A 22,052-nucleotide genomic window follows, 5' to 3' on the forward strand; every position below is an offset into this window, starting at 1 on the left:
TGCCGCCGCTCCGCTTGTCAGCGGCCGCGCCTAGACTGGTCTGCATGAGCATTCACACCTCCGTAGCCACCATTCACACCAACCACGGCGACATCGTCATCAACCTCTTCGGCGACCACGCTCCGAAGACGGTGAAGAACTTCGTCGACCTCGCGAACAAGGGCTTCTACGACGGCGTCATCTTCCACCGCATCATCAAGGACTTCATGATCCAGGGCGGCGACCCCACCGGCACCGGCACCGGCGGCCCGGGCTACACCTTCGACGACGAGATCCACCCCGAGCTCGTCTTCGACAAGAAGTACCAGCTCGCCATGGCGAACGCGGGCAAGCGCCCCGACATGACCGGCCGTCTCGCGGGCACCAACGGCTCGCAGTTCTTCATCACCACCACGGCCCCCAGCTGGCTGAACGGCAACCACACGATCTTCGGCGAGGTCGCCGACGACGCCTCGAAGGCCGTCGTCGACGCCATCGAGGCGGTGCCGACCGGCGGGATGGACCGCCCGGTCGACGACGTCGTGATCACCGGCGTCGACATCGCCGAGGCCTGAGCTCCGTGGTGGCGAACGGATCGGGGCCGGCGTTCGGCGAACGCGTCGAGTACGGCCCCGACGACGTCTGCTACCGCCACCCGAGCACGCACAGCTTCACGCTGTGCCAGCGCTGCGGCCGCACGATCTGCTCCGAATGCCAGGTCGTGTCGGCCGTCGGGGTGCTGTGCCCCGAGTGCGTGAAGCAGACTCAGCCGGGGGCGGCGAAGCGGGCGGCGCGATCCGCCCGGGTCACCGGCCGCCGGGTCGCAGCGCTCGACACCCCCGTCACCTACGCCATCGTGGCGGTCAACCTGGTGGTGTTCGTGCTGCAGTTGCTGGGACGCTACTTCTTCTCGGACGAGGTGACGCGCGCGCTCTGGTACATGCCGATCTACTCGGTGCCCGAGTCGGTGTCGAGCCAGCTGTTCAGCGACGTCGGCTTCGAGCCGTGGCGCATGCTCACGGCGACGTTCACGCACTCGACGGGGTTCCTGCTGCACATCCTCTTCAACATGTACGCGCTGTGGCTCTTCGGCCGCAACCTCGAGCAGTTGATGGGGCGGGTGCAGTTCCTCGTGCTCTACCTCTTCGCGGGGCTGGGCGGCTCGCTGGCCGTGATGCTGTGGGTGTACGCGGATCCGAGCACGCTGATCGTGCCCACAGTGGGGGCGTCGGGGGCGATCTTCGGGGTGCTGGGTGCGACGGTGGTCGCATTCAGATCGGCCGGCGCGAACGTCGCATCGCTGATCGCGCTGATCGCCATCAACTTCGGCATCGGCCTGCTGCCCGGGGCGAACATCTCGTGGCAGGCGCACCTCGGCGGCATGATCGTGGGAGCGCTCACCATGTGGCTGCTCGTCTCGAATCGGGGGCCGCGCAAGCGCACGCAGCGCATCGTCTCACTGGTGGTGCTCGGTGCGGTGCTGGTCGCGATGTGCTTCGCCTACTTCGCGGTACTGCCCTGAGCCGGCACCCGCGACTCGCGCGAAACGGCTGAGGCCCCGGCGGATCGCCGGGGCCTCAGTGAGTTATCCACAGGTATATCCCCAGTTGGGGAGGAATTACACCGGTGTCATTGATGACAACTTCGCGCCCATGTCGGCGCGAGCGAGCAGCTGGAGCGCTACTTCCACCAGGGAGTCATGAGGAAGCCCACGAGCACGAGGCCGAAGCCCACGAAGATGTTGGCCTGGCCGAGAGCTGGCACGGGCAGCTGCAGCGTGGTGCTCGTGATGTAGTAGAGCACGATCCAGATCAGTCCCAGCAGCATGAAGCCGAACATGACCGGCTTGAACCACACCGGGTTCGGCGCGTCCTTGCGAGACGGAGCCGTCTCCGCCCGATCCTGGGCGAGCTCCGCCGACTTGCGCTTGCTTACGTTCTTCCCAGCTGCTGCCATGCTCTCGATTCTACCGGGATTCCGGCCGGGCACAGGCAATCGCCGTAGAATGAGGGGCGTGATGGAGACCCGCGACAGGCGCGGCCGACGCCGACGGGCCAGACTGAGCCCGCTGACCGTGATCGGCGAACTGCTGCTGCTCGGCGGCCTCGGCGTGCTGGGCTACATCATCTGGCAGCCCTGGCACACCGGGGTGGGCGTCACCGCGAAGCAGGCGGAGCTCTCCGAGAGCGACTCCGCCCGATGGGACGCCGAGCACACGGCGCAGCCCTACGACGGCGTCGTGCCCGTCACCGCGCGGCCGGCGTCCGCAGAGGTGTTCGGCGTGCTGCGCGTGCCGGCCTTCGGCACCGCCTACGCGAACCGGGTGGCCGAGACGACCGACTGGTGGACCGTGCTCAACCTCGACGACAAGGGCATCGGCCACTACGAAGACACGCAGATGCCGGGCGAGCCCGGCAACGTCGCTCTGGCCGGGCACCGATCCGGCCCCCTCATCAACTCGTTCCGCGAGGTCATGAACCTGCGCGTGGGCGACCCCCTCTTCCTCGAGACCGCCGACGGCTGGTACACCTACCGCTTCCGCAACATCGAGTACGTGCTGCCCGACGCGGGCGACGTGCTCAACCCCTTCCCGCGGCTCGAGGGAGAGCCGGGCACCGACCAGATCCTCACCCTCACCACCTGCCACCCCAAGTGGGCGGGCAGCGACGAGCGCGCCATCGCCTACTCGGTGTTCGAATCGTTCCAGCCGCGCGCGGATGGGCCGCCCGCCGAACTGCTCGAGCTGAACCCCACCATGGAGGGCCACCAGGCCCTGAGAGGAGATCAGGAAAGCTGATGTTCTCCCTGCTCTGGCGTTTCTTCCCGGGCCCCGCCTGGCTGCGGGTGATCGTGCTGCTGCTCGCGGCCGCCGCACTCGTCTACGTGCTCATCGCCTACGTCTACCCGTGGGTGGCAATCGAATTCCTCGAACCGGAAGAGGTGACGGTCGGAACATGACGAACATCCTGATCATCGACAACTACGACAGCTTCGTCTACACGCTCAACGGGTACCTGCAGCAGTTGGGCGCCACGACGCGGGTGATCCGCAACGACGAGGTGAGCGCGGGCGAACTCGAGCAGCTCGCCGCGCAGTACGACGGGGTGCTCATCTCTCCGGGTCCCGGCACGCCGACCGACGCCGGCGTCTCGATCCCGATGGTGAGCATCGCACTGCGCACCGGAGTTCCCGTGCTGGGCGTCTGCCTGGGCCACCAGGCCATCGCCGAGGCGCTCGGAGCGACCGTCACCCACGCCGACGAGCTGATGCACGGCAAGATCTCGCGCGTGCGCCACTCGGGCGACTCGTTCTTCGAGGGCGTCGCCCCCGAGTTCAACGCCACCCGCTACCACTCGCTCGCCGTGGTGCGCGCCACCGTGCCCGACAGCCTCGTCGTCACCGCCGAGACCGCCAGTGGCATCGTGATGGCGCTGCGCCACCGCGAGCTGCCGATCTACGGCGTGCAGTACCACCCCGAGTCGGTGCTCACCGAGGGCGGCTACCAGCAGCTCGGCAACTGGCTGGCCGTCGTCGGCCTGCCGAACGCCGCCGTCATCGCTCAGAGCCTCTCTCCGCTGCTCAAGGCCTGAGCCCGGCGGCCGCCCCGAACCCCTCGCGGGCGAGCCGCGCGAACGAGTCGAGGCCCGGATCCCAAGGGATCCGGGCCTCGACCGTGTGCGGCGCAGGGCGCGTGCTACGCCGCGCAGTACTTGATCTCGACCGAGGAGCCCTGCTGCTGCTCGCCCATGAGCGTCTGCCCGTTCACCGGGTAGTTGCCCTGGGACGGGCAGGTGTCGGGCGTGTAGGTGACATCGAGGCCGAGGCCGTCGATCATCGACCGCGCGATGTCGAGCGGCTGACCGATCACCTCGGGGATCTGCACCTTGCCGCTCGAGATCCTGAGCTCGACGCTCGAACCCGACTGCAGCTCGGTGCCGGGAGCCGGGATGACCTCGAGCACGCGGTTGGCCGGTGAGAGCGGATCGTCGACGCTCGTGACGAGGCCGACGGTGAGGCCCAGGTCGGCCAGCGTCTGCTTGTAGTCCTCGGCGTTCATGCGATCGATGTCGGGCACCTCGGCCGTCACGGGCCCGGTGGAGACGTAGAGGGTGACCTTGTCGCCGCGGCTGAGCATGGTGCCCGCCTCGGGGTCGGTCGAGATGATGTGCCCGGCGGCGATGTCGTCGCTCGTCTGCTCGATCGGGATCGCCGTGAGGTCGTGCTCGCTCAGCAGTGTGATGGCCGCCTCGCGCTCGAGATCGACGAGCTGCGGCACCTCGCGGGAGGTGTCGGGCAGGAATGTCTGCGGGGCGAGCGTCACCAGCCAGAAGACGACCGCGATGATGATGGCGCCGATGGTGAGGATCGCCGCCCAGGTCCACATGACCGGGGGCCGGCTCTGGGTGCGCGCGCCGCCGCCGCCCTCGGCGAGCTGCCGAAGCGCGAGATCCGACTCCGTCACCTCGTTGCCGCCGGTGAACAGCACCGTCTCGGGCTGCTGCAGCACGAGCTTCGGCATCTGGCCGTTCGCGGCGAGTCGCAGCGCGTCGCGGAACTCGGATGCCGACTGGAATCGCTTGGCGCGATCCTTCGCGAGGCCGTAGAGCACCACCCGGTCGAGCTCGGGCGTGACCTCGGGCTTGCGATCGCTGGGCGCCTGCGGGCGCTCGCTCACGTGCTGGTAGGCCACGGCTACCGCGGTGTCGCCGCGGAAGGGGACGTCGCCCGTCAGCAGCTCGTAGAGCAGCACCGCCGTCGAGTAGAGGTCGGTGCGCGCATCGATCGATTCGCCCTTGGCCTGCTCGGGCGAAAAGTACGCCGCGGTTCCGAGGATGGCGGTGGTCTGCTGCAGCGTCGACGAGGTCTCGGAGACCGCGCGCGCGATGCCGAAGTCCATCACCTTGACCTGGCCGGTCTTGGTGATCATGATGTTCGCCGGTTTGATGTCGCGGTGCACGATGCCGGCCCGGTGCGAGTACTCGAGGGCGGTCAGCACCGAGTCGACGACTCGGCACGCCTCCGTCTGCGAGAGCGCACCCTCGGAGACCAGCTGGCGCAGGTTTCTGCCCTCGACGTACTCCATGACGATGAAGGGCAGGCGCTTCGGCCCGTCGGCGGTCTGAATCAGATCGTCGCCGGCGTCGAAGACGCGCACCACGGTGGGGTGCGCCATGCGGGACGCCGACTGTGCCTCCTGGCGGAAGCGGGAGCGGAACTCCTCATCGCCGGCCAGATCCGCCTTCATCACCTTGATGGCGACCTGCCGCCCGAGCTTCGTGTCCGTGCCGCGGTAGACCGTGGCCATGCCACCCTGGCCGACGAACTCCCCGATGGCGTAGCGCCCGGCGAGGATGCGCTGTTCGCCGCCACTTGGCGTCTCCGGCATGTCCACCTCTTCCGTGCTCATAGATGTTCCAAGTGTATAGGGACACGTGCTGAGTAAGACCTCGCAGCGCGGGTCGTCTCAGCGGTTCTACTGCCCGTCGGATCCGCCGGACCCGCCGGATCCGCCGGATCCGCCGCCGCCCTCGGCGGGCGGCGCCTTGACGGTCACGACGAGCGGCGGCGATGCGGGGGCCTCGCGCACGACGCCCACGCTGTTCTGGCAGGTCGCCGAGTAGGTGATGCTGATCGAGCCGTTCTCGGCGCCCGGGCTCAGCGTCTCGGCCTGCAGGTTCGCGACGGCGCCGGACACGCCCGCGAGCGATCCCGACCCGGTGACGCTCACCGAGTAGTTCTGCACCGTGAAGTTGGTGGGGCAGAAGCTCTGCGCGGTCGCGAGCTGCACCGTGAAGGCCTGTCCCGAGTTGACCTCGCTGCGATCGCTGGTCGGCGCCGCCGGCTGCCCGGCCTGACCGAACGCCACGTTGTAGGTGAGGGTGATCGGCTGGTCGAAGGGCACCTTGGGGCCCGTCGGGTTGACCGCGGTGACGAGGCCGACCTGATCGTCGGGAGCTGCGTTGCCCTCCTGCGGGCTGACGTTCGAGAAGCCGAGGCCGTTGAGGTACCCCACGGCCTCCTCGATGTTCATGCCGATGAGCTCGCTGTCGTCGACGACGCCTGTGGTGGGCGCCTTCGTGGTGGTCGGCTTCTTCGTGGTGGTCTTCGGGGTGCTCGTGGTGGTGGCCGGCTTCTCCCCGCTGTTCTGGTTCATCAGCGCGACGGCGGTGCCGACGCCGATGATGAGCAGCAGCGCGAGCAGCGTGATGAGCGGCCACGTCCACGGGCTGCGCTTCTTCTTGCGAGGCTGCTCGTCGGCGCCCTCCTCGACGGGGTCGGCCGTGAGGTCGGCGGCGGCGCCCGGGCCGGCGAGCGCGGTCGTCTGCGGCAGCGCGGTCGTCGCGGCGTCCATCGTCTGCGTCTGCTGCGGCAGCGCCGTGGTGGCGGGCTCGGCCTCGCCCAGCACCTGCGGCACGTAGCTCGCGGCGAGGCGCACGTCGCCGCGGTGCAGGGCCGTCGCGGCCTGCGCGAGCTTCGCCGCGGTCTGCGGCCGGCCGGCCGCGTCCTTCGCGAGGCACGCCATCACGAGGTTGCGCACGGGCTCCGGCACGTCGGCCGGCAGATCCGGCGGGGTGTCGTTGATCTGCGCCATCGCGATCGCGACCTGCGACTCGCCCGTGAAGGGGCGCTTGCCTGCGAGGCACTCGTAGGCCACGACGCCCAGCGAGTAGATGTCGGTCGCCGGGGTGGCGGTGTGACCGCTCGCCTGCTCGGGCGCGAGGTACTGCACCGTGCCCATCACCTGACCGGTCGCGGTGAGCGGCACCTGATCGGCGATCCGCGCGATGCCGAAGTCGGTGATCTTCACGCGGCCCTCGGGCGTGATCAGCAGGTTGCCGGGCTTGATGTCGCGGTGCACGAGGCCGGCATCGTGGGCGGCCTGCAGTGAGGTGGCGGTCTGCGCCACGATCCCGAGCACGCGGTTGGCGGGCAGCCGGCCCTCGCGCTCGATGATCGCCGAGAGCGGCTCACCCGGCACGAGCTCCATCACGATGTAGGCGGAGCCCTGCTCCTCGCCGTAATCGAAGACGTTGGCGATGCCCTCGTGGTTCACGAGCGCGGCGTGGCGGGCCTCGGCGCGGAAGCGCTCGAGGAACCCGGGGTCGCCCATGTACTCGTCCTTGAGGATCTTGATGGCGACGGTGCGACCGATGATGCTGTCCGTCGCCTTCCACACCTCGCCCATACCACCGACGGCGATCCTCGAGCTCAGCTCGTAGCGTCCGCCGAATGTGATACCTGCCGCTGGTCTCATTCGCTCAACACCGCTTCCATTACTCGTTTTCCGACTGCCGTGGGCAGATCGTACGATCCACCCGCAAAACCATACGCCTCGCCGCCGCCGTCGGCGACGACCACCGCCACCGCCACCTGCGGGTCGTCGACCGGCGCGAAGCCCGTGAACCACAGCGTGAAGGGCAGGTCGTTGCCCGCCTCATCCTGCCCGTTCTCGGCCGTACCGGTCTTGCCCGCGACCCGCACGCCCTCGATGCCCGCGTTCTTCGCGAGGCCCTCGGGGTTCGAGACGCCGTGCTCCATCATCTCAGCAACCGCATGCGCCGTATCGCTCGAGACGGGCTTCGAGAACTCGGTCGGCGTGAACTCCTTCTCGACGCGCAGATCCGGGGTGATGATCTCGTCGACGAGGTAGGGGGTCATGACGGTGCCGTCGTTCGCGATGCCGGCCGAGACCATCGCGATCTGCAGCGGCGTGGCGCGCACGTCGAGCTGACCGATCGACGAGAGCGCCGTGCCGGCCTGGTCGGCGGGGATCGGCGCCTGGCTGGGGGTGACCGAGAGCGGGATCGAGACGTCCTGTCCGAAGCCGAAGGCGTTGGCCATGTTCGGCACCTCGTCGCGGTCCATGCTCATCGCGAGCTCGGCGATCGGGATGTTGCAGGAGAGCACGATCGCCTGCTCGAGCGTGGCCTTCGCGCCCGAGCCGCAGGTGGTGCGGGAGGCGTTCTGCATCACCGCGGTCGACTGCGGCAGCGTGAGCTGCGCCGGGTTGTCGAACTCCGTGGCTGGGGTCGCGGCGCCGGCCTCGATGGCGGCCGCGGCGACGAGCAGCTTGTAGACGGAGCCCGGGTGGTAGAGGTCGCCCGCGATCGCACGGTTCTGCAGCGGCTGGGACGGCTCGTCCTCGAGCTGCCGGTAGTTCGCGATGATCTCGGCGTCGTTGTTCGTCGAGAGCAGGTTCGGATCGTAGCCGGGCGTCGAGACGAGTGCGAGGATGCGGCCCGTCTTCGGCTCGATCGCCACGACCGCGCCCTCGAAGCCGCTCTCGTTCATCGCGGCGGCCGCCGCCTCCTGCACCGCCGGGTCGATCGTGGTCTCGACCGAGCTGCCCTGCGGCTCCACGCCGTTGAGGGTGTTCATGATGCGGGTGAAGAACTGCGCGTTGCCGATGCCCGACAGATCCTGGTTCATCGCGGCCTCGAGGCCGGAGGCGCCCTGCAGATGCGAGAAGTAGCCCGTGATGGGGGCGTAGAGGGGGCCGTTCGAGTACTGGCGCACGAACCGGTACGAGTCGCCCGTGGGCGTCGAGTACGCGACGGGCTCGCCGCCGACCAGGATCGAGCCGCGCTCGACCTTGTAGCCGTTCTTGATGGTGCGCCCGTTGAGCTCGTTCGCGCGCAGCTCGTCGGCCTGCACGAACTGGATCATCGTGACGGCGAAGAACAGCACCAGGAACATGGCGAACACGGTGCGGGTGATGAACTTGAGCTGCTTGTTCACGAGCGGATCACCAGCTTCGGTCGGTTGCGCACGGAGTTCGAGAGCAGGATCAGCAGTGCGATGATGATCCAGTTCGACACGAGGGAGGAGCCGCCGGCCGCGAGGAACGGCGCCGTCAGGCCGGTCAGCGGGATCACGCGGGTCACGCCGCCGACCACGATGAACACCTGCAGGGCGATCGTGAAGGCGAGGCCCGACGCGAGCAGCTTGCCGAAGTCGTCCTGGCCGGCGAAGCCGATCCGCAGCCCGCGTCCCACGAGCAGCAGGTAGGCGGCGAGGATGACGAACAGGCCGATGAGGCCGAGCTCTTCGCCCAGGCTCGGGATGATGTAGTCGCTCTGCGCGAGGGGGGTGTCGTTCGGGTAGCCCTGCCCGAGGCCCGTGCCGGTCATGCCGCCGTTCGCCATGCCGAACAGGCCCTGCACCATCTGGTGGCTCGCCCCGTAGGGGTCGGCGAACGGGTCGAGCCAGTTCGCGAATCGGCGGTTCACGTACTCGAGGGCCTGGCTGGCGACGAGGCCGCCGACGAGGAACAGGCCGACGCCCAGGATGATCCAGCCGACGCGGCCCGTCGCGAGGTACAGCATCGACAGGAACAGGCCGAAGTAGAGCAGCGAGGTGCCGAGGTCGCGCTGGAACACGAGCACGGACATCGCGGCGAGCCAGAACACGAGCAGCGGGCCGAGATCCCGGCCCCGCGGGAAGCGGATGCCGAGGAACTTCTTGCCCACCATCGCGAGCGAGTCGCGGTTGCGCACCAGGTAGCCCGCGAAGAAGACCGCGAGCAGGATCTTCGCGATCTCGCCCGGCTGGAACGAGAACGAGCCGATGTGGATCCACACCCGAGCGCCGTTGATCTCCTGCCCGATGCCCGGCAGCATGGGCAGCAGCAGCAGGATCACCGCGCCGAGCCCGGTGAGGTAGGTGTAGCGGAAGAGCACCAGGTGGTTGCGGATCACGGCGAGCACCGCGATCGCGGCGACCACGGCCACGGTCGACCAGACGAGCTGGCGCACCGACGTCGACTCCCAGCCCGAGACGGAGCGCGCCAGGTCGATGCGATAGATCATCGCGACGCCGACGAGGTTGAGGAGCGTAGCGATCGGCATGATGAGCGGGTCGGCGTCGGGGGCGATGCGGCGGATCGTGATGTGCAGCGCGAACAGCGCGATGAGGAAGAGCGCCCCGGTGGGCAGCAGGGTCGTGGTGACCCGCCCGAGCACGGTGAGGTCGACGATCACGATCGCGGCGATCCCGACCGCCATCGCGAACAGCACCAGCGAGAGCTCGAGGCCGAGCAGCTTGCGAGGGGCGCGCAGCGCGGTGATGCGCTGCAGCACCGTCTCGCTGGTGCGGGTCTTCTCGAAGGTGCGCGGTTCCTTGGCCGCGCCGCGGGCGTCACTCATCGTGCACCCCCAGCCTCAGCACGATGTCGCGCGCCTCCTCGAGCGAGCCGGCGCCGAGGGTGCGCTTGACCTGGCGCTGCTCGAGGCCGTCGAGATCGGCGAGGGGGATCTCGGTGTCCTCGGCCGTCGAGTAGAGCGAGAACGAGCCGATCTCCTGTTGCACGCCCCGGTAGATGATGACGGTCTCGCCGTCGGTGCCGACGAAGTAGCGGCTCTGCGTCCACTGGTAGCCGAACAGCAGCGCGCCGCCGATCGCGACCAGCACCGCCACCGCGCCGAGCGCCCACAGCAGGCGGCGGCGCTTGTTGCGACGCTTCGTCTCTGCCATGAGCTCGGCGAGGTACTCGTCGACGCGGGGCTCGAAGTGGCTCTCCTCGATCTGCGGGGGGCGGCGCACGGGACGGCGGCGCCCCATGAGCCGGGTGCGGGCGGTCGTGACGGAGCCGTCGCGGGAGCCGGCCGAGGTCGCCGCGGATCCCGCGAAGCGCCGGTTCGAGGGGGCCGGCAGGGGCTGCCCGCCCGTGGTGACCTGCCCGACCACGTCGGTGAGCTCGACCGTGTCGGTGGAGGACGCCGAAGAGGGCTCGACGCTCGGCGCGCCCTCCTCGGCCCCGTGCGTCTCGGGAGCCGCTGCCTCGGGCACGGTCTCGACGAGCACGACCGTCACGTTGTCGGGTGCGCCGTGCGCGAGACTCTTGTCGATGAGCGAGTCGACGGCGCCCTGCAGCGAGGTGCGGCGGCGCAGGATCTTCTCGATGTCGGAATCCTCGACGTAGCCGCAGAGGCCGTCGGAGCAGAGCAGCCAGACGTCGCCGGGGCGGGTGTCGAGCACCTCGGTGTCGACCTGGGGCGAGGCCTCGACATCGCCGAGCACGCGCATCAGCACCGAGCGGCGGGGGTGGATCTTCGCCTCGTCCTCGGTGATCTTGCCACTGTCGACGAGGCGCTGCACGAAGGTGTGATCCTTCGTGATCTGCCGCAGCTCGTTGTCTCGCAGCAGGTAGAGGCGCGAGTCGCCGATGTGGGCGAGTGCGAGCCGGTCGCCCACGGTGATGAAGCCGGTGAAGGTGGTGCCCATGCCCGCCAGCTCGGGGCGATCCTTGACGGTGCTGCGCAGTTTGGCGTTGGTGTCGAGGATCGCCGAGCGCAGCGTGTTGGTCGTGGCCTCGGGGCTGCCGGTCGGCGCGACGTCGAAGTCGGCCATCGTCTTGGCCGCGATGGCCGAGGCGACGTCGCCTCCGGCGTGGCCCCCCATGCCGTCGGCGACGAGGAAGAGGTAGTCGCCCGCGAACCCGGAATCCTGGTTGTTGGAGCGCACCATGCCGACATGCGAGCCGATGGCGCTTTCGTAGCCGACCGTCACGCTCAGGGCCTCAGCTCGAAGGTCGTGGTGCCGATGGTGACCGGCGTGAACAGGGGCACGGGGACGGGCTTCGTGACGCGGGTGCCGTCGAGACGGGTGCCGTTCGTGGAGTCGAGATCGGTGAGGATCCACTCCTCGCCGTTGCGGGCGAGACGGGCGTGGTAGGTGGAGGTGTACTCGTCGACAATGACGAGGGTGGAGTCGCCGCTGCGACCGATCGTGAGGATGTCGTCGTCGAGGGGGATGGAGGTGCCGTTCGCGACGCCGGAGGTGATGACGAGGTGCCGGGCCGGGCCGGAGCCTCCGGCCGAGGGGAAGGGGTTGGCGGGCGAGGCGGGCGCTGCCGCCACGGGCGAGGCGGCGGCCGGGGCCGTGACCTGCAGCGAGGGCTGGGGCACCGGGTTGCCGTTGCCGTCGGTGCGGAGGCGCCGCACGGGCGCGCCGAAGAGGTCGCTGCGCAGCGCGTAGACGATGGCGAAGATGAAGAACCACAGCAGCAGCAGGAAGCCGATGCGCAGGATGAGCAGGGTGAGTTCGCTCATAGACCCCTCCAGAAATCTTCGTCGATGCCGGGGGTGCCGCCCGCGGAGGGCGGCGGCGCCGCGGCGCTCGGGGGCGTCGCCGTGGGCTTCGCGCTCGCCGAGGGGGGTGGTGCGGGTGCCGGCCGCGCGGGCCGGCTCGCGCGGCCGGGTACGAGCTGGAATCGCAGCGCCGTCTGGCCGATCGTGATCACGATGCCGGGGGAGAGCGCCGCCTCGCGGAAGCGCTGGCCGTTGATCTTGGAGCCGTTGGTCGAGCCGAGGTCTCGCGCGAGGCCGGCGGCGCCGTCCCAGATGATCTCGAGGTGCTTGCGCGAGGCCGCGGTGTCGCCGATGCGGATGCCGCAGTCGCTGCCGCGGCCGACGGTCGTGGTGCCGCGCGGCAGTTCGTGGCGGGCGCCGTCGACGTCGACGACGGCGACCCAGTCGACCGAGCCCTCGACCCGGGAGGCGTCGATCTCGAGCACCCCCGTGGTGAGCGAGCCGTCGGAGCGGATCTCGACGTCGGGATCGCCGAGCAGCTGGTAGCTCTGCTGCTTCGCGTGCTTCACGACGACGGCGCGCAGCTCCTGCTCGAGGGTGTCGCCGAGGCCGCGCAGGCGATCCGCGTCCTTCTGCGAGACGCGCACCACGAAGCGGTTGGGGGCGAGCACGCGATCGCGGTCGACGATCACGGCGCCGATGTCGAGCTCGCGCTTCAGGGCCGCCGCGATCTCGACGGGCTGCACGCCCGAGCGGAACGTGCGTGCGAACGCGCCGTTGACGGCGCGCTCGAGCCCGCGCTCGACGCTGTCCAGAATGCCCACGTGCTGCGCTCGCCCTTTCCGCTCGGTCGGATCGCACGCCGATCGGCTGCGACTTCCGCATTAGTGTATCCCGCAGTCATGGGGCGGTGCCGAGAAGCGCCGCTGCCGCGGAGAGCGCGGGAGGCGGCTGCGGCCGCTCGCGCCCGCTTTGGTGCGAGGCTCGTGGTGCTGCTAAGCTTGCAGAGTTGTCCGAGCCGAAAGGCCCGGAGACGTCTCGCGCGAGTGGCGGAATTGGCAGACGCGCTGGCTTCAGGTGCCAGTGCCCGCAAGGGCGTGGGGGTTCAAGTCCCCCCTCGCGCACGAGAAACACCCGGCAGCGGGATCCTTTCGGGGCTCCGGTCGCCGGGTGTTCGTCGTTGCAGTGCGACCGCGTCCACAGTGCTGGTAGGCGTCCTCGGTGAGGAGGACGTCCACGCCGCCGGCTACAGCGCGCCTCCCGCTTCACCCCTCCGAGACCGTGGTGCCCGCCCAGTCGGCGCGTGTGAGTGAGATCTCTTCGGTCATGTCGGTGAGGAAGCGCGTCACGGCAGCCCGCTCCTCGCTCGTCAGCCGTGCGGCGGCATAGAAGCGTCGAGCCTGCTGCCGCCCCACCGTCTGCTTCGCAGAGGCCTCGGTCTCCGGTGTGACTTCGATCACGAACGCGCGCCGATCGCGCGGGTGGAGGCGGCGGGTGATGTGGTTGTCGCGTTCGAGCCGGTTCAGTAGCTTGGTCGTGGACGCCGCCGAGATGCGCAGGTGCGCGGCGATCATTCCGGGGGTGACGATCTCGCCCTGGCGTTTCGCGACGATCAGATAGTGCAGTGCGCGCATGTCCTGCTCGCTCAGCTTCATGTACTTGCGGGAGGCCTCCGAGAGCAGCGTCTCGGCCTCGCGCAGCCGGGCGAGGGCGTTCATGAGTTGCGCGATCTCCTTCATCGCCGCCTCGGGCACGTCGGAGACGTCGACGAGGTCGCTGCTGCCGGCCTTCATGCCGACGCGATACAGGTTCTCCGAGATGCGGTCTGCCGTCTCGGCGGAGTCACGATTCTCCATGGGGCAATCCTACGATTCTTTCGCGCTTCTACGAATAAATTATCCTTGCGTTTAATATCCTTATTTAGCAATAATATGGTTTGAGATAGTTTAGGTGCTCGATTGGGGGATTGCATGGATCAGACCGAACTCGTCGTGCTGCTGGACGACGTCGGTGCGCCCGTGGGCACCGCTCCCAAGTGTGACGTGCACACCGCGAACACCCCGCTGCACCTCGCGTTCTCGTGCTATCTGCTGGATCGTGAGGGCCGCATCCTCGTGACGCGTCGCGCGCTCGCGAAGCGCACCTGGCCCGGGGTGTGGACCAACAGCTTCTGCGGCCATCCCGGCCCGGAGGAGGCGCTGGGTTCGGCGGTGCGGCGCCGAGGCCGCCAGGAGCTCGACGTCGGCATCGAGTCGGTGCAGGAGCGGCTGCCCGACTTCTCCTATCGAGCCGTCGACGCCGGAGGCACCGTCGAGAACGAGTTCTGCCCGGTCTTCACCGCTGTCGCGAGCGGCCCGGTCGCGCCCCGGGCCGAAGAGGTCATGGAGTGGGAGTGGGCCGAACCAGAGGCCCTGCTCGTCGCCGTCTCGAACACCCCCTTCGTCTTCAGCCCCTGGCTCAGGGAGCAGCTGCCGCGCCTCTTCGAGATCGGTGCGTTCCCGGGAGGGCCGCACGGTGCTTGAGATGCTGGAGAGGCGCAGTGAGACCGACGGCGTCGTGCGGGAGATCGAGCTGCACCTGCGAGACCTCCTCGACGCGCGGAGCGCGAGCGGAGCCGCGTACGGACCGCACTTCGACCGGCTCTGGCGGCTCGGATCCGAGTGCCTGCTCGGCGGCAAGCTGCTGAGGCCGCGGCTGCTCATGGGGGCGTTCGACGCCCTCGCGCGCGAGCCAGGCGGCGATGCGGCCCGTCGGCCCGCGGCGCTCCGCATCGCGGCCGCCGTCGAGCTGCTGCACTTCTCCTTCCTGCTGCACGACGACGTGATCGACGAGGATCTGCTGCGCCGCGGCGCCCCCAACGTGATCGGGCGCGTGATCGATGCGTCGCGAGCCGCGTCGGGCGTCGAAGCGGACGATGCGTCGGATCGAGCGCTCCACTGGGCACGCAGCAGCGGGATCCTGCTGGGAGACCTGATGCTCTCGGCGGCGCATCAGGTCTTCGCGAGGGAGGCCCTGCCGGAGGCCGTGCGCGTGCGGCTGCTGGATCTGCTCGACCGCACCATCACCGAGTCGGTCGCGGGGGAGCAGTACGACGTGGGATTGAGCGACGGCGTCATCCCGGCCGACCTCGACACGGTGCTCGACATGAGCCGGTTGAAGACGGCCACCTACACCTTCGAGTTGCCGCTGCGCGCCGCTGCGGTCCTCGCCGGATCGGGATCCCGGGTGGAGCAGGCCCTCGGAGAGGTGGCGCGGCACCTGGGCGTCGCGTTCCAGCTGCAGGACGATCTGCTGTGCGCTTTCGGCGACAGCCGGGAGCACGGCAAGGATGCGTTCTCCGATTTCCGCGAGGGCAAGGAGACGGCGATCATCGCCTACGCCCGCATGACGGACGCCTGGCCGACCCTCGAACCGCTGCTCGGGGCGCGCGACTTCACCGAGGAGCACGGCCGCGCCATTCGCGCGGCGCTCGTGCAGTGCGGCGCGGAGGGCTTCATCGGCTCCATGGTCGACGATCGTATCCGAGCTGCGGTCGAGATCGCCTCTCGGGAGGCGACGGTCATTCCCGGTGGGCTCTCGAGATTTCTCCTGAGGGTCGTCGACACCCTCGAGGGGCGGCGGGCATGATGCGACGCGCCGACGATCTCGGCCCCCTCGAACGGTACACCGCAGCCTCGGAAGCGGCGGCCCAGCGCGTCATCGCCGCATACTCGACCTCCTTCGGCCTCGCGACCCGGCTGCTCGGAGCGCGCCACCGCACGCACATCCGCAACATCTACGCGCTGGTCAGGATCGCCGATGAACTCGTGGACGGCGTCGCCGAGCACGCAGGAGTGGCCGCCGTGGAGCAGCGCCGCAGACTGGCCGCCCTCGAGGATGAGACGGAACAGGCCATGCGGAGCGGCTACAGCAGCAACCCCATCGTGCACGCCTTCGCCGTCACCGCGCGCGATGCCGGCATCGACGTCGGTCTCACGCGCCCGTTCTTCGCCTCGATGCGCATGGACCTCCCCGAGGCCCCGCCGGTCGGAACGGCGGAAGCCCCTCCGCGCGCGGCCGCCGTGCGCGCGTTCGACGTCTCCGACCACGCCGCCTACGTGTACGGCTCCGCCGAGGTCGTCGGTCTCATGTGCCTGCGGGTCTTCATGCGCGATGAGGCGTGCAGCGCCGAGACGGCGCAGGTGCTCGAGCACGGGGCGAGGCAGCTCGGAGCCGCTTTCCAGAACGTCAACTTCCTGCGTGATCTCGGCGACGACGCCGACCGTCTGAAGCGCGACTATCTGGGCGGGGAGGCCGAGATGACCCCGGAGCTGCAGCGGCGCTGGATCGAGACGATCCGCGCGCAGCTGGCCGACGCCGAGCAGACCGTGCCGCTGCTGCCCTCCGACGCGCGCGGTGCGGTGGGCTGCGCGCTCCGGCTGTTCAGGAGGCTCACCGAGCGGATCGCGCGCACACCGGCGGTGAGCCTGCGCAGTCGCCGTGTGCGGGTCTCGAACCCGGTGAAGGCGTGGCTCGCGCTGCAGTCGATCGTCTCGGCGCGGAAGGAGGGTCTCGCATGACGCGCACCATCGTCATCGGAGGCGGGATCGCCGGTCTGGCGACCGCGGCACTGCTGGCCCGCGAGGGCCACCGGGTGCGCCTGCTCGAGCAGAACGAGCAGCTCGGCGGGCGCGCCGGCAGCGCGGAGGTCGAGGGGTTCCGGTTCGACACCGGCCCGTCCTGGTATCTCATGCCCCGGGTCTTCGAGCACTTCTTCGAACTCCTCGGCACCAGCGCTGACGAGCAGCTGGATCTGCGCACGCTCGACCCGGGCTACCGGGTCTTCGGCGAACCCGCGTCCGAGGGCCGCGCGCCCGAGATGACCGTGCCCCACGGGCGCGAGCGCGTGGAGGCGGCGTTCGAACGGCGGGAGCCGGGGAGCGGCCGGCGCCTGCGCCGGTACCTCGCCTCAGCACGTCGCGCCTCGGAGATGGCCGAGCGCTACTTCCTCTACAACCCGTTCACCCGGTGGCGATCGCTCGCCGCGCCGGAGGTGCTGCGAGCGGCGCCGCGGCTGCTCGGGCTGCTCGGCACCTCGCTCGCGCGCTTCGCCGGGCGACGATTCTCGGATCCGCTGCTGCGTCAGGTGCTCGGCTATCCGGCGGTGTTCCTCGGCACCGATCCGGACCGCGCACCGGCGATGTACCACCTGATGAGCGCGCTCGATCTCGACGAGGGGGTGCAGTACCCCATGGGCGGATTCTGGCATCTCATCGAGCGGTTGGAGGCGCTGGCGCGTGACACGGGTGTCGAGATCGTGACCGGCGCGCGCGTCACCGGCATCCTGACGCGCCGGGAGCGCGAGGGTGCCACGGTGAGCGGGGTGCGGTGGAGCGACGCGCGCGGGGAGCAGCACGTCGAGCACGCCAATCTCGTCGTCTCGGGCGCCGACCTGCACCACACCGAGACGGCACTGCTGCCGCCCGAGCTGCGCAGTTACCCGGAGGCCTGGTGGGAGCGGCTCGAGAGCGGCCCGGGCGCCGTCATCGTGCTGCTCGGCGTCGAGGGGGCGCTGCCGCAGCTCGAGCACCACTCGCTCTTCTTCACGCGCGACTGGGGGGCGAACTTCCGGGCGATCTTCGGCGACCGACCGAGCGTGCCCGATCCCGCGTCCATCTACGTCTGCCGCCCGAGCGCGACCGATGGCGGCGTGGCGCCCGAGGGGCACGAGAACCTGTTCGTGCTGATCCCGGTGCCCGCCGACGAGGGGATCGGCGCCGGGGGAGCCGACGGCGGCGGCGACCCGCGGGTGGAGCGGGCTGCGGATGCCGCGATCCGGCAGATCGAGGAGTGGGCCGGGATCCCCGACCTTCGGGAGCGGATCGTCGTGCGGCGCACGATCGGGCCGGCCGACTTCGCCGAGCAGTACCAGTCGTGGCGGGGCGGCATGCTCGGCCCGGCGCACGTGCTGCGTCAGAGCGCGATGTGGCGGGCCCAGAACGCGTCGAAGCGGGTGAGCGGCCTGTTCTACGCGGGCGCGACCACCGCTCCGGGCGTGGGCGTGCCGATGTGCCTCATCAGCGCCGAGCTGGTGCTCAAGAGGATCCGGGGCGATCACTCCGCCGGCCCGACCGCGCCGCGGCCGTCGACTGCTCCGGTGACTGCTCCGGCGCGGCCCGGGGCGGTTCGATGATCTCGTTCGCCTATCTCGCCTGCCTGCTGGCCGGAATCGCCTGCATGCTGCTCATCGACCGTCGGTTCCGTCTGTTCTTCTGGAGGGACGCCGCAGCGGCGGCGATGGTGACGGCCGCGGGCACGGTCTTCCTGCTGCTCTGGGACGCCGCCGGCATTGCGGCCGGGATCTTCCTCAGAGGCGGGGCGGAGATCGCCTCGGGCATCGTGCTCGCTCCCGAGCTGCCGCTCGAGGAGCCGGTCTTCCTCGTCTTCCTCGTGCTCTGCACCATGGTGCTGTACACGGGGAGTGCCCGGCTCATCGAGCGTCGCGCCGAGAGGCGGGCGTCATGAGCTATGCCCTGCTCTCGGCCGGTTTCCTCGTGGTGGCGGTGCTCGGCGGTGTGCTCCTCGCGCGCGCCGCCGGGGCGTCCCGGCCGGTGCTGCCCGCCGTGGCGGTGGCAGGCGCTGCGCTGCTCGTGCTCACCGCGGTCTTCGACACGCTCATGATCGCCTCGGGGCTCTTCACCTACGAGGAGAGCCTCGTGTCGGGGGTGCGCGTGGGGCTCGCGCCCGTCGAGGATTTCGCCTACCCGCTCGCCGCGGTCGTCGCGCTGCCCGCGCTCTGGGCGCTGCTGACGCGGAAGCGGTCGGTGCCGGCGGGGGCGCTCCTGCGGCACGCGTGGGTGGCTTCGCGGCCGGTGAGCTGGGTGAACACCGCGTTCCCGTTCGCAGCGGCCATGCTGCTGACGACGCGCGAGATCGACTGGCTGCTCATCGTGGGAACGCTCTACTACCTGGTGCCCTACAACCTCGCGATGTACGGCATCAACGACGTCTTCGACTACGCCTCCGACGTCCAGAACCCCCGCAAGGGCGGCATCGAGGGCGCCCTGCTGCCACCAGCGTTCCACCGCCCCATGCTCTGGCTCGCGCTGGCGACCAATCTGCCGTTCCTGATCGTGCTGCTGGCGGCCGGCACCCCGCTCTCGGCGCTCGCGATCGCGGTGAGCACCTTCGCCCTCGTCGCCTACTCCGCTCCCGGTCTGCGCTTCAAAGAGCGCCCGGGGCTCGATTCCCTCACGTCGAGCGCCCACTTCGTGACGCCGGCGATCGTCGCGCTCGCGCTCGCGGGCGCACGCGTCGACGCCGGTCTGCTGATCACCCTCGCCGCGTTCTTCATCTGGGGGATCGCGGCGCACGCGTTCGGCGCGGTGCAGGACATCGTGCCGGATCGCGAGGCGGGGATCGGTTCGATCGCGACGGCCTTCGGTGCGGGGCGCACGGTGCGGCTCGCGCTCGCCCTCTGGCTCCTCGCCGGCGTGCTGATGCTCTTCGCGCCGTGGCCCGGCCCGTTGGCCGCCGTCGTGGCGGTCCCGTATCTCGTCAACTGCGCACCATACGTGCGCGTCTCGGATGCCGGATCCGCCCGCACGAACCGGGCGTGGCGCCGGTTCATCTGGCTCAACTACTTCTCCGGCTTCCTCGTTACCCTGATCCTCATCCTCTTCTGGAGCATTTCATCATGACCGAGATCCACCCCCGCCACGGCGCGTCCCCCGCATCGGAGACGCCTCCGCGTCGCCGCGTGCCGCGCTGGCTGCGGGTGCTGCTGCCCGCGCTGCTCATCCTCGTGTGGTTCGCCGGCGCCGGCGTGGGAGGTCCATACTTCGGCAAGGTGAGCGAGGTCTCCTCGAACGACCAGACCTCGTACCTGCCCGAATCGGCCGACGCCACTCGCGTGCAGGAGCGGCTGGGCGACTTCAGCGAGCAGAACGCCATCCCGGCGGTCGTGGTCTTCGCGGGCTCCGAACCTCTCACCGACGCGCAGGTCGAGCGGTTGCAGACGGCGGTCGACGATCTGACGAGCATCGACGGTGTGCTGCCTGACGCTTCGCCGATGATCCCGTCCGACGACGGCCTCGCGCTCGAGGTCTTCGTGCCCGTCGACGGCTCGTCCGAGGTGGGCGATGTCGTCTCGGAGATGTCGGATCGGCTGCGGGCGGCGGCCCCCGCAGGCGTCGAGTCGTTCGTGACGGGCCCGGCGGGCTTCACCGCCGATCTCGTCGAGGCCTTCTCCGGCATCGACGGCATCCTGCTGCTGGTGGCGCTCATCGCGGTGTTCATCATCCTCATCGTCGTGTACCGCTCGTTCCTGCTGCCCATCGCGGTGCTCGCGACGAGCCTGTTCGCGCTGACCGTCGCGCTGCTCGTCGTGTGGTGGCTCGCGAAGGCCGGGGTGCTGCTGCTCAGCGGCCAGACGCAGGGCATCCTCTTCATCCTCGTGATCGGCGCGGCCACCGACTACTCGCTGCTCTACGTCTCGCGCTATCGCGAGGAGCTGCGCGTGCAGCAGGACAAGTGGACGGCGACGATGCGAGCGATCCGCGGCTCGTTCGAGCCGATCCTCGCGTCGGGCGGCACCGTCATCGCCGGCCTGCTCTGCCTGCTCTTCAGCGACCTGAAGTCGAACAGCTCGCTCGGGCCGGTGGCGTCGATCGGCATCGTCTTCGCGATGCTCTCGGCGCTGACGCTGCTGCCGTCGATCCTCTTCGCCTTCGGCCGCGCGGGGTTCTGGCCGAGGCGGCCGAAGTACGAGCCCGAGGTGGTGGCGGCCGAGGGCGGCGTGCCGTCGAAGGGCCTGTGGCCGCGCGCGGGGCGCTGCATCCGCAGGAGCCCGCGCGCGATCTGGATCGTCACGGCGGTGGTGCTGCTGATCGGCGCGGCGGGTGTGACGCAGCTGCAGGCGCAGGGGGTGCCGCAGTCGGATCTCGTGCTCGGAGCGTCGGAGGCGCGCGATGGGCAGGCGGCGCTGGGCGAGCACTTCCCGGGGGGATCGGGGAGCCCGGTGTCGGTGCTGGTGGCCGAGGACCAGCTGCAGGCGGCGGCCGATGTGCTGCTCGACAGCGCGGGCGTCGACGGCGTGGCGGTGCTCAGCGCCGACTCGCCCTCGGGCACGGCGCCCGTCACGGCCGAGGGGATCACCGCCTTCGGCCCGCCGGGTACGCCTGCGCCCGAGCCGACCGTGGCGAGCGGCGAGGTGCTGCTGCAGGGCACCCTCTCCGACGCGGCCGATTCGGCGGCCGCGGAGCAGACGGTGCGAGATCTGCGGGCGGCGTTCGCGGCCGACGGGCCGGAGGCGCTCGTAGGCGGGGTGACGGCGACGGCGATCGACACGAACGACGCCTCGATCCACGATCGCGCCCTCATCATCCCGATCGTGCTCGCGGTGATCCTCGTCATCCTCATGCTGCTGCTTCGGTCGATCGTGGCCCCGGTGCTGCTGGTGCTCACCACGGTGGTGTCGTTCGGCACGGCGCTCGGGGTGTCTGCGCTCGTGTTCGACGGGATCTTCGAGTTCCCCGGAGCGGATCCCGCGGTGCCGCTCTACGGCTTCGTGTTCCTCGTGGCGCTCGGGATCGACTACAACATCTTCCTCGCGACGAGGATCCGAGAGGAGTCGCTGCGGCACGGCACGAGGGAGGGGATCATCCGCGGCCTCTCGGTCACCGGAGGGGTCATCACGTCGGCTGGACTGGTGCTCGCGGCGACGTTCGCCGCTCTGGCGGTGATCCCGATCCTCTTCCTCGCGCAGATCTCGTTCATCGTCGCCTTCGGTGTGCTGCTCGACACCTTCGTCGTGCGGGCGCTGCTCGTGCCGGCTCTCATGTACGACATCGGCCCGGCGGTCTGGTGGCCGTCGAAGCTGAGCCGGTCGAGCGGGGGTGCTGCGCCCGTGAGGGCGCGCGGCTGAGCTCGCCTCGGGGCGTGCCGGCGGCTCGGGCGGTCGCACGGCCGGGTTCGCGGCCCGCCTTTCTGGGCGCCCGGAAGAGGTGCCGCCCGGGCGGGGACGATGAACCGGACGTCACAAAATTGTAAACCTTTACATTTGAG

21 protein-coding genes and 1 tRNA gene are annotated in these 22,052 nt (G+C 69.8%); 13 read left to right on the plus strand and 9 right to left on the minus strand.

The window, feature by feature from the left end; all coding sequences use genetic code 11:
* Positions 1–44 precede the first annotated feature (44 nt).
* Entirely contained in the window at positions 45–554 is a 510-nt protein-coding gene (locus H490_RS24520; protein ID WP_017884117.1) for a peptidylprolyl isomerase, read from the plus strand.
* Positions 555–559: 5 nt separating this feature from the next.
* Complete coding sequence (locus H490_RS24525; protein WP_228407132.1) at positions 560–1,501, plus strand: rhomboid family intramembrane serine protease; 942 nt, start codon at positions 560–562, stop codon at positions 1,499–1,501.
* A gap of 158 nt (positions 1,502–1,659) precedes the next feature.
* Here H490_RS24525 and H490_RS24530 read toward each other — a convergent pair whose 3' ends face one another.
* Entirely contained in the window at positions 1,660–1,935 is a 276-nt protein-coding gene (locus tag H490_RS24530) for a cell division protein CrgA (protein WP_017884119.1), read from the minus strand.
* Positions 1,936–1,996: 61 nt separating this feature from the next.
* Between H490_RS24530 and H490_RS24535 the strand changes: the two genes are divergently transcribed.
* From H490_RS24535 to H490_RS24540, 3 genes are read left to right on the plus strand one after another with little or no spacing between them, the layout of a single operon-like run.
* Positions 1,997–2,776, plus strand: a complete 780-nt coding sequence (locus H490_RS24535; protein ID WP_017884120.1) for a class E sortase — start codon at positions 1,997–1,999, stop codon at positions 2,774–2,776.
* A complete protein-coding gene (locus H490_RS32345) occupies positions 2,776–2,937 on the plus strand; it encodes a hypothetical protein (protein WP_017884121.1) in 162 nt (53 codons plus the stop codon). Before H490_RS24535 ends, H490_RS32345 begins: the two co-directional genes overlap by 1 nt.
* Positions 2,934–3,569 (plus strand): anthranilate synthase component II, encoded by a 636-nt coding sequence (locus H490_RS24540; protein WP_017884122.1) that lies wholly within the window; start codon positions 2,934–2,936, stop codon positions 3,567–3,569. Before H490_RS32345 ends, H490_RS24540 begins: the two co-directional genes overlap by 4 nt.
* A gap of 104 nt (positions 3,570–3,673) precedes the next feature.
* Here the strand turns inward: H490_RS24540 and pknB are convergent, their stop codons facing one another.
* From pknB to H490_RS24575, 7 genes are all read right to left on the minus strand, one after another.
* Complete coding sequence (pknB, locus tag H490_RS24545; RefSeq protein WP_017884123.1) at positions 3,674–5,386, minus strand: Stk1 family PASTA domain-containing Ser/Thr kinase; 1,713 nt, start codon at positions 5,384–5,386, stop codon at positions 3,674–3,676.
* A gap of 66 nt (positions 5,387–5,452) precedes the next feature.
* Positions 5,453–7,234, minus strand: coding sequence for a serine/threonine-protein kinase (locus H490_RS24550; RefSeq protein ID WP_081611645.1), 1,782 nt, complete (start codon positions 7,232–7,234; stop codon positions 5,453–5,455).
* Entirely contained in the window at positions 7,231–8,718 is a 1,488-nt protein-coding gene (locus tag H490_RS24555; RefSeq protein WP_017884125.1) for a penicillin-binding transpeptidase domain-containing protein, read from the minus strand. The genes H490_RS24550 and H490_RS24555 overlap by 4 nt, the downstream gene beginning before the upstream one ends.
* Complete coding sequence (locus H490_RS24560) at positions 8,715–10,124, minus strand: FtsW/RodA/SpoVE family cell cycle protein (protein ID WP_017884126.1); 1,410 nt, start codon at positions 10,122–10,124, stop codon at positions 8,715–8,717. The genes H490_RS24555 and H490_RS24560 overlap by 4 nt, the downstream gene beginning before the upstream one ends.
* Positions 10,117–11,487 (minus strand): Stp1/IreP family PP2C-type Ser/Thr phosphatase, encoded by a 1,371-nt coding sequence (locus H490_RS24565; protein ID WP_017884127.1) that lies wholly within the window; start codon positions 11,485–11,487, stop codon positions 10,117–10,119. The genes H490_RS24560 and H490_RS24565 overlap by 8 nt, the downstream gene beginning before the upstream one ends.
* Positions 11,488–11,489: 2 nt before the next feature.
* A complete protein-coding gene (locus H490_RS24570; protein ID WP_017884128.1) occupies positions 11,490–12,029 on the minus strand; it encodes an FHA domain-containing protein in 540 nt (179 codons plus the stop codon).
* A complete protein-coding gene (locus H490_RS24575; protein WP_017884129.1) occupies positions 12,026–12,832 on the minus strand; it encodes an FhaA domain-containing protein in 807 nt (268 codons plus the stop codon). The genes H490_RS24570 and H490_RS24575 overlap by 4 nt, the downstream gene beginning before the upstream one ends.
* A gap of 216 nt (positions 12,833–13,048) precedes the next feature.
* Between H490_RS24575 and H490_RS24580 the strand changes: the two genes are divergently transcribed.
* Positions 13,049–13,132 (plus strand) — tRNA-Leu (locus tag H490_RS24580).
* 141 nt (positions 13,133–13,273) lie between these two features.
* Here the strand turns inward: H490_RS24580 and H490_RS24585 are convergent.
* Entirely contained in the window at positions 13,274–13,864 is a 591-nt protein-coding gene (locus tag H490_RS24585) for a MarR family winged helix-turn-helix transcriptional regulator (protein WP_017884130.1), read from the minus strand.
* A 114-nt stretch (positions 13,865–13,978) separates the two neighbouring features.
* Between H490_RS24585 and idi the strand changes: the two genes are divergently transcribed.
* The 7 genes from idi to H490_RS24620 are packed head-to-tail and all read left to right on the plus strand — an operon-like array spanning position 13,979 to position 21,912.
* Positions 13,979–14,530: an isopentenyl-diphosphate Delta-isomerase gene (gene idi, locus H490_RS24590; RefSeq protein ID WP_017884131.1), complete on the plus strand. Its 552-nt coding sequence runs from the start codon at positions 13,979–13,981 to the stop codon at positions 14,528–14,530.
* A 1-nt stretch (position 14,531) separates the two neighbouring features.
* Entirely contained in the window at positions 14,532–15,635 is a 1,104-nt protein-coding gene (locus H490_RS24595) for a polyprenyl synthetase family protein (RefSeq protein ID WP_031290044.1), read from the plus strand.
* Positions 15,632–16,567: a phytoene/squalene synthase family protein gene (locus tag H490_RS24600; protein WP_017884133.1), complete on the plus strand. Its 936-nt coding sequence runs from the start codon at positions 15,632–15,634 to the stop codon at positions 16,565–16,567. The genes H490_RS24595 and H490_RS24600 overlap by 4 nt, the downstream gene beginning before the upstream one ends.
* On the plus strand, positions 16,564–18,180 hold the full coding sequence (gene crtI / locus H490_RS24605) for a phytoene desaturase family protein (protein WP_017884134.1): 1,617 nt from the start codon (positions 16,564–16,566) through the stop codon (positions 18,178–18,180). The genes H490_RS24600 and crtI overlap by 4 nt, the downstream gene beginning before the upstream one ends.
* Positions 18,177–18,512 carry a lycopene cyclase domain-containing protein gene (locus H490_RS24610; RefSeq protein WP_017884135.1) on the plus strand — a complete coding sequence of 112 codons (336 nt, stop codon included), beginning with the start codon at positions 18,177–18,179 and terminating at the stop codon, positions 18,510–18,512. Before crtI ends, H490_RS24610 begins: the two co-directional genes overlap by 4 nt.
* A complete protein-coding gene (locus tag H490_RS24615) occupies positions 18,509–19,687 on the plus strand; it encodes a prenyltransferase (RefSeq protein WP_017884136.1) in 1,179 nt (392 codons plus the stop codon). The genes H490_RS24610 and H490_RS24615 overlap by 4 nt, the downstream gene beginning before the upstream one ends.
* A complete protein-coding gene (locus H490_RS24620) occupies positions 19,684–21,912 on the plus strand; it encodes an MMPL family transporter (protein ID WP_017884137.1) in 2,229 nt (742 codons plus the stop codon). The genes H490_RS24615 and H490_RS24620 overlap by 4 nt, the downstream gene beginning before the upstream one ends.
* Positions 21,913–22,052: the final 140 nt, after the last annotated feature.

The organism is Leucobacter sp. UCD-THU (assembly GCF_000349545.1).
Taxonomy (GTDB): domain Bacteria; phylum Actinomycetota; class Actinomycetes; order Actinomycetales; family Microbacteriaceae; genus Leucobacter; species Leucobacter muris.

What these genes read in the sequence shown, in the direction of transcription:
- H490_RS24540 (WP_017884122.1), top strand. Translation starts at nt 2,934, where the DNA reads ATGACGAACATCCTGATCATCGACAACTACGACAGCTTCGTCTACACG.
- H490_RS24615 (WP_017884136.1), top strand. Translation starts at nt 18,509, where the DNA reads ATGAGCTATGCCCTGCTCTCGGCCGGTTTCCTCGTGGTGGCGGTGCTC.
- H490_RS24585 (WP_017884130.1), bottom strand. Translation starts at nt 13,864, where the DNA reads ATGGAGAATCGTGACTCCGCCGAGACGGCAGACCGCATCTCGGAGAAC.
- H490_RS24620 (WP_017884137.1), top strand. Translation starts at nt 19,684, where the DNA reads ATGACCGAGATCCACCCCCGCCACGGCGCGTCCCCCGCATCGGAGACG.
- H490_RS32345 (WP_017884121.1), top strand. Translation starts at nt 2,776, where the DNA reads ATGTTCTCCCTGCTCTGGCGTTTCTTCCCGGGCCCCGCCTGGCTGCGG.
- H490_RS24610 (WP_017884135.1), top strand. Translation starts at nt 18,177, where the DNA reads ATGATCTCGTTCGCCTATCTCGCCTGCCTGCTGGCCGGAATCGCCTGC.
- H490_RS24520 (WP_017884117.1), top strand. Translation starts at nt 45, where the DNA reads ATGAGCATTCACACCTCCGTAGCCACCATTCACACCAACCACGGCGAC.
- crtI (WP_017884134.1), top strand. Translation starts at nt 16,564, where the DNA reads ATGACGCGCACCATCGTCATCGGAGGCGGGATCGCCGGTCTGGCGACC.
- H490_RS24560 (WP_017884126.1), bottom strand. Translation starts at nt 10,124, where the DNA reads ATGAGTGACGCCCGCGGCGCGGCCAAGGAACCGCGCACCTTCGAGAAG.
- H490_RS24595 (WP_031290044.1), top strand. Translation starts at nt 14,532, where the DNA reads ATGCTGGAGAGGCGCAGTGAGACCGACGGCGTCGTGCGGGAGATCGAG.
- H490_RS24600 (WP_017884133.1), top strand. Translation starts at nt 15,632, where the DNA reads ATGATGCGACGCGCCGACGATCTCGGCCCCCTCGAACGGTACACCGCA.
- pknB (WP_017884123.1), bottom strand. Translation starts at nt 5,386, where the DNA reads ATGAGCACGGAAGAGGTGGACATGCCGGAGACGCCAAGTGGCGGCGAA.
- H490_RS24535 (WP_017884120.1), top strand. Translation starts at nt 1,997, where the DNA reads ATGGAGACCCGCGACAGGCGCGGCCGACGCCGACGGGCCAGACTGAGC.
- idi (WP_017884131.1), top strand. Translation starts at nt 13,979, where the DNA reads ATGGATCAGACCGAACTCGTCGTGCTGCTGGACGACGTCGGTGCGCCC.
- H490_RS24550 (WP_081611645.1), bottom strand. Translation starts at nt 7,234, where the DNA reads ATGAGACCAGCGGCAGGTATCACATTCGGCGGACGCTACGAGCTGAGC.
- H490_RS24570 (WP_017884128.1), bottom strand. Translation starts at nt 12,029, where the DNA reads ATGAGCGAACTCACCCTGCTCATCCTGCGCATCGGCTTCCTGCTGCTG.
- H490_RS24530 (WP_017884119.1), bottom strand. Translation starts at nt 1,935, where the DNA reads ATGGCAGCAGCTGGGAAGAACGTAAGCAAGCGCAAGTCGGCGGAGCTC.